The following is an 8,546-nucleotide window of genomic DNA, read 5'->3' on the forward strand; positions in this document are numbered from 1 at the left end:
ACGGCCGCTGGCCTTGTCGACACGCTCGCAAGCCCAGGTCCATTTACCGTATTTGCGCCAACCAACGCCGCCTTTGAAAAGCTTCCCGCAGGTACCGTTGGTACGCTCGTGAAGCCAGAGAACAAAGCAACACTGACCAAAATCCTGACCTATCATGTAGTTGCTGGTAAATTGACTTCTACCGATATCGTCGCGGCCATCAAGGCGGGCGGTGGCAACGCTTCGCTGACAACCGTCGCAGGCGAAAAACTGTCCGCGCGTTTGTCGGGTAACAGCGTCGTCATCACCGATGGCAAGGGCGGACAGTCTACCGTGACCGCCGTTGACCTGATGCAGTCAAACGGCGTTGTCCACGTCATTGATTCTGTATTGCTGCCTTAATTGGTAGCTTTGGTGCCGGTCGCTTTACCCCCCGTTCAGCGACCGGCGCCTTTTATACATGCTTGCGCGCCAAGTGTGATGGGCACATCGTCTGCCAAAACCCCACCCACATCGATATCGAGAAGTATCTCTAGCCGCGCGTGAAGTGGGGGAGGGCCTGTTTCCACGGTAACGTTTAGCAATTCTTCACCGACAGTCTGATCCCTGTTCAATGGCAACGGAGCTGCTTAGCGCCCAATTGCAGATGTTCCCGAAAACGAACTAAGAGTGGACGTTGGATTACTTCCGCCCGATAATTGCAGACATTGTTGGGCCGTGGTAAGCTAGGACGAAGGACAAGGATTGTATTAAGATGGAGATCGCAATGAAAATTAGAATGTTAATTGCGGCTATGGCCCTTACCGTTTCCTCAGGAGCACTTGCCGCTGAAGTTGCAAAGCCAGGAACGAAAATGGAATGCTGCTGTTGCAAGAAAGACAAGCACGGCAAAATGGCTTGTTGCAAAGACAAGGCCAAAGAGGTTGAAAAGACTGGCCATGAAGGCCACGACATGGAAGGCATGAACCACAAATAGGTTCTTCCCCCTATATCGTTTGGCGCTTTCACACAGGATGAACATCAAATCATGAAAAGTATCGCACTGGCTCTTGCCCTCGTTTCGACATCCGCGTTGGCTGCTGGCGACATTGTAATGCACCGCGATCCAGGATGCGGTTGCTGCGAAAAGTGGGCCATTCAAGTGCGTCAGAAATTTGGCCGTGCCGTCAAGGTTGTCAATGACGCAGACCGAACAGCGCTGCACAAGCGGCTGGGCATGCCCGCTAACTTGGCTTCGTGTCACACAGCCATCATTGATGGAGTAGCTTTCGAGGGGCATGTCCCGATTGCCGATATGAAGAAAGTACTGGCGGCAAAGCCAAAGGGTGTCCGTGGACTTGCGGTCGCCGGCATGCCCCTAGGTTCTCCCGGCATGGAGGCTCCCGGCTACCGGTCCGATCGATATAACGTCATCGCCTTTGGCTCAGGTAAAACGACAGTATTCGCGAAGCATTGATCATGGGGAACGAAGGCGCCGGTCAATTTATTGATGAGGGCCCCGCGCTCTAATTATTTACGCAGCGCTGCTGCATTATTCCGATTTTTGCTATTCTATAAACAAAGGCCGGCTGTCCGCTTTCAGCGCAAAAGCGGACATTGGATCATCCGGCTGTGGATGTTTAAACAGGGGACCTTCCTAAAAATATCGTCACCCGCGGCAGAGCCTAATAGCGATGGGAACTGTTTTGAAAGATGAACAGAGGCAAGATCGCCACATAATTCAAGCTACAAACGATTAGGGTACAATCCGCACGCCCACAAGCATCCGCCTTGCAGGGCCAGCGAACAATCCATCTACCCTGCTGGCAATGTAAGCGTTGTCAAAAAAATTTTCGACTGTTGCAAAAAGCTGTAAGCGTGATTTGGGTAGGCGGTAGTTTACCGACGTCCGAACAATCGTGCGCGCAGGGACGGTTCCATTTAACCCATCCGGCGAGACCATGCGCGTGTTCGAAGCATTGGCGAATTGTTCGCCAACGTAATTGATGCCTAATTCTAAATCAACACCGCGAGGGTGCCGATATCCGATGCTTGCATCGATAAGTTGCTTTGGCGCGTAAGGAATGCGGTTCCCTTTTACCCCACGCGTAACCTCTTCAACATCTGTAAGGAACTGCGCTTCAAACAGGTAGCTGCAGGTAAGTCCGAGTTGGATAGGACCGATGGCTGCGGTGGCGGTCCCCTCCAACCCCCGATGGCGGGCCTTGCCTGCATTCACAAAAGTCCCGCTGCGCCCTCCAACCAGCGACCCTTCCACAATAAGCTCACTCAGTTCCATTTCGAACAACGTTGATTCGACCGTAACGCCCGGGCGCGGGCGGAAGCGGAAGCCAACTTCGGTCTCCGTGCTCCGTTCCGGACGTACTGCGTTAAATGGAGCCGTAGGATTAAAGTCACGGTCAGGACGAGGCGGTGCAAAGCCCTTGTGAATACCTGCGAACGCCGTCAACGTATCGCTAGGCGTCCAGGTCAGCCCCACACCGGGGAGTACCAACGTTTGTGACGAGGCAGACGTGCGGTCGATCGCAACAAAATTTGCGGTCCGCGCACGATTAGTGGTTTCGGTACGTTCGGCGCGGACACCGGGGGTAATGTGAATGTCCCCAACACTGAATACGTTCTGGAAATAGGCCGCATATGATTGCGTCCCAATGTCATTGTCGTCGCGCAGTAAAGTCTCTGCAGACGTTTCCCGTGCGTCAGGCGTGAGGCCATTGTAGCGTTTGCGGTTAGTTGTCTCGAAATGCGCCCTCGCACCGATGATCGCTTCGTTTGTGACCCCTAGGGCCGACCATTCGAACTGAAGCCTTGGCTCAACACCCCAAAAGGAAAAGGCCCGCGGCCGCATCTTGTTGCCGCATAGAGCCGCGAAACGTTCATAGTCGGTCCGCGCGCCGCCGACACAACCGGTCGCTGGGTTTGCTGTCATCGCATCGACCGACGTATCAGCCTGCCGGTAAGAGGCACGATAGGTTCGCGTATAAAAGACCTGCGTTGAAAGCGTCGCATTCGTGCCGATCGACCAATCGTGCACGACCTGCCCCGCAATCCGGTCGAGCGAGAACCAGTCATTGCGAAACGGGTTATAATACGGGCTGATAGCGAAACGTGCCTCATTAAGGCCGCCTTCCGTCAGGCGCGACCCCTCCGCGTAATAAGAGCCTTTCACCGTCAGGCTGTGCCTATCATCAATTGCCATCCGCGTCTTGACCGCGATTTCGTCGACGCGTGTCCCGTGGTAATCGCGAATGCCATCACCCTGTTTGTGCACGGCATCGAGGCGGATACCGAAGGCGTCGTTCCCGATGCCCAGGCTTGCATCGAGGCTGTGGAACGAACGGGTTCCGATTTGGGCCGCGCCCTCGATCAATAGGCGATCCGGCACGGCATCCGTCACAAAGTTGACGACGCCGCCAATAGATTGTGGTCCGAACAACACTTGTGCCGATCCTTTACGCACTTCAATCCGTTCAACTCTGTGCAGGGGTGGATAATAATGCGCAGATGGATCGGCGTAGGGCGCGGGCTGGATCGGTACGCCGTCTTCGAGAAGCAATGTACGGCCCGACCGCCGCGCACTTAACCCACGGACCGAGATGTTCAGCTTCAACCCAAATGCGTCCTCGTCGACGACCTGCACGCCCGGCACGCGGCGCAAGACTTCCTTGACGCTGATCGGCTGCATCCGCGCGAGGGCTGTGGGACCGATAATAGTAAGCGAACCGGCAACGCTTTCCACCTCCTCAGGGACAATGCCCCGAACGACGATGTCGGCCCTATCGTCGCTGGCATATGCACAGCCCGCAAAGCACAACGATGAGAGAGCGGCTAAAAGCTGCTTACTCGTCACCGTCATCGTCGAGCTGAAACGGGCTAAACGCGGCGCGCACTGTCTTGGGATATGGAACGTTCCATCCTTTGATACTGTGCCAGGTGATGCGATTTAGCACAGCCGACGGCACTGCGTCCGGCACGTCCCATCGCATCGCCGCGGAGGCAAGTGCGCCCTCCCGAGCCTCGCCACGCAACGCCAACGCGGCGGGGTTCATTTCAAACAGGTCCTGTTTGGGGACGACGGCTGTATAGCGTGTCAGATCGGCCGTGTCGGTAAAGCTGGCGCGCATGTCGTTGGCGATTAAGTCAAACAGCGACAGCGTTGGCAACCCGAGGATCAGCTCAATTGTCTTCAAGACACTTTGGTGCGCATAGAAAGTTGAATCGACGCTGCCACGACGTGTGTACGGGCTGATGATATGTCCCGGCATCCTGTGACCATCAACGTGATCCACCCCGTTCTGTGCGTCATCCTCAACGACAAAGATTGCCATCTTCGGCCAAAACGGGGAGTTTGTAAGTGCCTCAACGACTTGCCCTAGCGCCAAATCATTATCGGCCACCATCGCCTTCGGCGTGTTCATACCCGGTGTTGTGCCGCTTGTGTGATTTGATGGCAACTGAACAAGCGTCAAATTAGGCATCTTGCCTGCTGCGGTATAGCCCTTCAGCGTTTGGACAAAAAGTTGAGCTCTAATAACGTCGGGTACAGCCATAGTGTACGCTGGGAAATTACGAACCAGGGCACCGTCAAGCGGCGGGATAGGGGATTTAGTATTCCACAGGTTCTCGAAACGTTCGCCATCTTTCCAGCGCCGCAGTAAATCGATACGGCCCATCTGGTCCCACCCGAGGCGCGGCGCATATTCGCCGAACACGGCCACTGATTTGCCGCGCGCAAGCGCAGCGTCCCAGATAAATCCGCGCGCAGAATAAGCCAGCGGGTCACTGCCATCAAATGGATAGCTGCGTCCTTCATAGCCGGGCCACAGGGTGTAACTTGCCTCATTCGCTTGCGTCACCCATTGGTGTCCGCTCGCACTGTTGCCGCCCGTTGCGTAAAGATTATCGAGCGTCACAAACTCGCGCGACAGCTTGTGGGTATTCGGTGTGACATCTTCGCCGAACATCACGAAAGACGGTTCGCCATTACCGCGCCCTAGCGCACCAAGCACTTGGTCGTAAGTTCTGTTTTCTTTCACGATAAAAACGACATGCTCGATAAGTGAGGGCTCGCCTGCACGTAATGGGACTGCGGTCGGCCGCGCAGCAGGGTCGGCTTTTAGCGGCGCAGATGACGCAAAGCTAACGCGGTTGTTTTCGGCGACCGCTGCCGTGTAGCTTGCAAGTTGGGGGGCATCCGGCATGTCGATGACGTGCGCGGTTCCGCGATTGGCGTGGACGAAACGCTTTGTTGGCCCTTCCTTCTGGCCAGAACCAACGCCAAGTAATGTCGCAACTGTCATGCGCTTGCCGCTTGCATCAAGCGCTACCGACACAGGATACCAGCCAGTGGGAATGAGCCCCGAAATACGCCCCGCCTCTAGGTCGTAGACGGCAATTGCATTGATCCCGCCGCAGGCGATAAGTAAGCGGTTGCGCGCCCGGTCGATTGTGATCCCCGTCGGTGCGACGCCATATGTGCTCGACGAAAACGGCTGCAGTGTAATCGTTGAAATGACTGCGCGGGTCACGGTGTCAATCACCGAGATGCTGTCATCATTCGTATTGGCTACGTATAGTCGCCCTGCCGCAGCATCGAGCGCCAGCGCGGTAGGATGCCGACCTACGCCGATCGTCGCGACCGTGGTACCTTTCGCCAAGTCCACAACTGATACGCTACCGGGCTCGGCGACGCCGCGTGCGTCGATCCGCACTAAATCGGCCATTGGGTCAAGGCCAGTTGGTGCGCTTGCCTGCGTCCCCATCGCCTTTTCGCCGCCCCAATTGGCGACATAAGAAATGTTCCCGTGCGCCACGACTGCCGCGGGCGCGATGCCTACATTCGCCTGCCGCGCCACGCCCGTTTTTGCGTCAACAATGGCGAGGCTGTTTTTCGCTGTCACAGGTACCAGAATGCTACCCCCTGCGATTGCAGGCTGGCCGGCAGACGCGGTACCAAGATCGCCCCCGACTTGCATAAAGCCTCCATTCGTCCACCGCATCAGCCGGACTTTACCCGGCATTTCGGGCAATTTGGGGTTGGGGTTTTTGCTTTTACCCGTAACAGTGCTTATCAAAGGATCGCCTGTAACAGGGTCAATGGTCAAGCCGCGAATGCCGCCAATCCCGTCAATGGCAACTTTTGCTATCATCCGATTTTCAAGCCAATCGAACTGGTAAAGGTGGCTGCGGCTAAGCACCCATAAGATGTTGTCTTTGCCAAATGCGGATGCATGGACGCGTCCGTCAAATATGGTTTGGACGCCAGCTGGCGTGACTGCTTGGCGCGTCGTGACCACACCGGCGTCGATAACCGCACCGACCGGCCGATCGACCGTTTGCGCCTTCAGGGGCGTCACTAACGAAGTTGATCCCAGAAATGTGATGGCCAGTGATAAGCCGAAGATATTACGCATAAAAAGCAACTCCTACGGGGACGGGTGTTTCCAGACTGCTTCTATCATGAACCGCTAATGCGCCTGAAAGTTGCACACAGTAGAAAACCCGACGCCGCGGACAGCGGCGTCGGGATCACAATCTAGAAACGGTATTCGTACTGCATCCAAAACGACCGCGGTTTGCCATTCCAGCCATATTGGCGGTAGTATGCGCTGTTTTGCGGTCCAATCTCACCGCGCACGGCACCGCGCGAAACTTGCAATGTCGAGCCACCGGAGGCACGTTCAAAATAGTCTTCGCCCAAAACATTCACGGCACGGAGCATGAACCGATGCTGCTTCTCGCTACCCAGATAATACTGCAGCGACGCATTCAGGACGAAGTAATTACCAAAATTAACGTCTTTGATCACACGTTCGCCAGCCGCGTTTACTAAACGTGCCGCAGCCGAAGAGGCATAAGCATATTCCGGACCTTGATAGCGTGGGTTGAACGAGAGTGCCCAGCGATCACTTGGCGTGATAGTCACGAGGCTAGACAGCGACCATTCTGGCCGTTCGGCCGACTGACGCGTTTTATTGATACCCGCTGGGCCTGGTACTACGAAGCCAAGATCGGCTGTCGTCCCATCGGTGCGAGCTAGCAAACCCCGCACGGGGTTTGGTTCCAAGGACTCTGACTTGGTGAATGTGAAGTCAGCTTGAATTAGATCTGTGTCCAACGACAAATCAACGGTGAAGCCCTTAATATCCTGCAATGCCCGAGTGTTCACAGCAACAGTTTGTATCCCCGGCAAGTTGCCTGAAGCAGCCGTAGCGCAGAATGCATCTGGTGTTATGATCGAAGCCCGGTTGCGCGTGATTTCGTCTAGTGTCCGAGGTTGGCCCGCACGAGTTTCGCGAGCATACTCCAGGCAGACTGAGTCAACGGTAGGCCTCGAAAATTGGTTTGCGATCTCCGTGTCAAAATAGCCAAGCTCAATGTTAAACGTCCCGTCGGAAAACTCTCCATTGATCCCAGCACCTAAATTGTAGGCTTTGACCGACTGAGACTCCAGGCCTGGGTTGAGGTTCTGGGTTGGACCAAATGCACCGATTTCATTGATCTTAGGTGCACTGTAAGAGGTGCCGCCGCCAGCGCGCAGGTAGAAACCTGCAGGGAGTTCTTGCCGCAGACCAAGTTTCCAGACCGTCGCGTCTTTGAAACTGGTGTTAAAGTCTTGGCGCCCAGCCAGCGATACTTTAAGGCCCTCTAGCAGAGGCACGTCAAAGCGAAGATCACCATAAACGCCAGTTGAACTCACAGTTACGTCGCGAACCCCAAAAACCGGGTCTGAGTTATCTTTGTAGGACGTATTTTGCAGACCGACTACAGTTTCCAACCACGGAGCCCAACGATATGTCGCGCGACCATTAATACCGTAGTCAACGTAACCGGAAACGAATTGGTCAACGTCGCCAATGCCTTTAGTAGGAATGCCTGTGCCGAAGCCTGCAACCGACTGGATCACGAAGCCCATCGGGTTTCCGATTGGAAATGGGTTGTCTAAGGTACCATATGGCTTGCCATTAGCAGGATTTATATAAATGCCCTGCTTTGCCGAAACATTGGCCCTGCCAAAGTTGAATTGAGGGTTAGTAACACAACCGCGCGGCAGCCCGTTGGCCGCAGCAAATGCCTCGAATGCCGATGCTGTCGCGAAGCCTGAAGAGGGAGCCAGGGCACGAACATTGGCCGGAAGGTCTGCCACGCGGGGAATTGAGCAAATCATCGGGTCGAGTTCCGTGTTTCTTAGCTTTGGCGCCTGATAATGACCCTCAACCTCTACACGCAAATTGTCTGTAACTTGAGAAACAAACGAAGCGTTAAAAATAGGAAACTCAGTCTTGTTCGGAGCATAGGGCGAGGAATCTGGGAAGGTATCCTCAAAGTCAACAGTGGCAAACTGGACACCTGCCCGGAACTTAGTGTCTGGATTAATGCTCCAAAGATATTTGGCACCGAAGTTAGTATAGTTGTAAGGATATTTACGGAAACCGCCGAGTTCTAGTAAGGTGTCGGCAAAAGCTTCACGATTGAACAATATATTTGAATCGGTTTCATACGAACGACCGTAGAAGAGCACCGAGTGCGAACTTTCATCCTCATCCGATAACGGCACAGAGACATTT

7 protein-coding genes are annotated in these 8,546 nt (G+C 54.8%); 3 read left to right on the plus strand and 4 right to left on the minus strand.

Annotated features, from left to right (window positions below):
- Positions 1-381 (plus strand): fasciclin domain-containing protein (locus QE270_RS04130; RefSeq protein WP_300035601.1); only part of this gene is annotated, 381 nt, incomplete at its 5' end.
- A gap of 35 nt (positions 382-416) precedes the next feature.
- On the opposite strand, the gene QE270_RS04135 is transcribed toward QE270_RS04130, so the two are convergent.
- Positions 417-593: a hypothetical protein gene (locus QE270_RS04135; RefSeq protein WP_300035604.1), complete on the minus strand. Its 177-nt coding sequence runs from the start codon at positions 591-593 to the stop codon at positions 417-419.
- A 140-nt stretch (positions 594-733) separates the two neighbouring features.
- Between QE270_RS04135 and QE270_RS04140 the strand changes: the two genes are divergently transcribed.
- Both QE270_RS04140 and QE270_RS04145 read left to right on the plus strand, forming a co-directional pair.
- Positions 734-955 carry a hypothetical protein gene (locus tag QE270_RS04140; protein WP_300035607.1) on the plus strand — a complete coding sequence of 74 codons (222 nt, stop codon included), beginning with the start codon at positions 734-736 and terminating at the stop codon, positions 953-955.
- A 51-nt stretch (positions 956-1,006) separates the two neighbouring features.
- A complete protein-coding gene (locus QE270_RS04145; protein ID WP_300035610.1) occupies positions 1,007-1,435 on the plus strand; it encodes a DUF411 domain-containing protein in 429 nt (142 codons plus the stop codon).
- A gap of 279 nt (positions 1,436-1,714) precedes the next feature.
- Here QE270_RS04145 and QE270_RS04150 read toward each other — a convergent pair whose 3' ends face one another.
- The 3 genes from QE270_RS04150 to QE270_RS04160 all read right to left on the minus strand — a co-directional run.
- Entirely contained in the window at positions 1,715-3,829 is a 2,115-nt protein-coding gene (locus QE270_RS04150; protein WP_300035613.1) for a TonB-dependent receptor, read from the minus strand.
- Positions 3,819-6,392 carry a bifunctional YncE family protein/alkaline phosphatase family protein gene (locus QE270_RS04155; protein WP_300035616.1) on the minus strand — a complete coding sequence of 858 codons (2,574 nt, stop codon included), beginning with the start codon at positions 6,390-6,392 and terminating at the stop codon, positions 3,819-3,821. Before QE270_RS04155 ends, QE270_RS04150 begins: the two co-directional genes overlap by 11 nt.
- A 122-nt stretch (positions 6,393-6,514) precedes the next feature.
- The coding region (locus QE270_RS04160; RefSeq protein ID WP_300035619.1) for a TonB-dependent receptor at positions 6,515-8,546 on the minus strand (2,032 nt) is incomplete at its 5' end.

The sequence above is a fragment of the Sphingorhabdus sp. genome (genome assembly GCF_029865925.1).
Lineage (GTDB): Bacteria > Pseudomonadota > Alphaproteobacteria > Sphingomonadales > Sphingomonadaceae > Sphingorhabdus_B.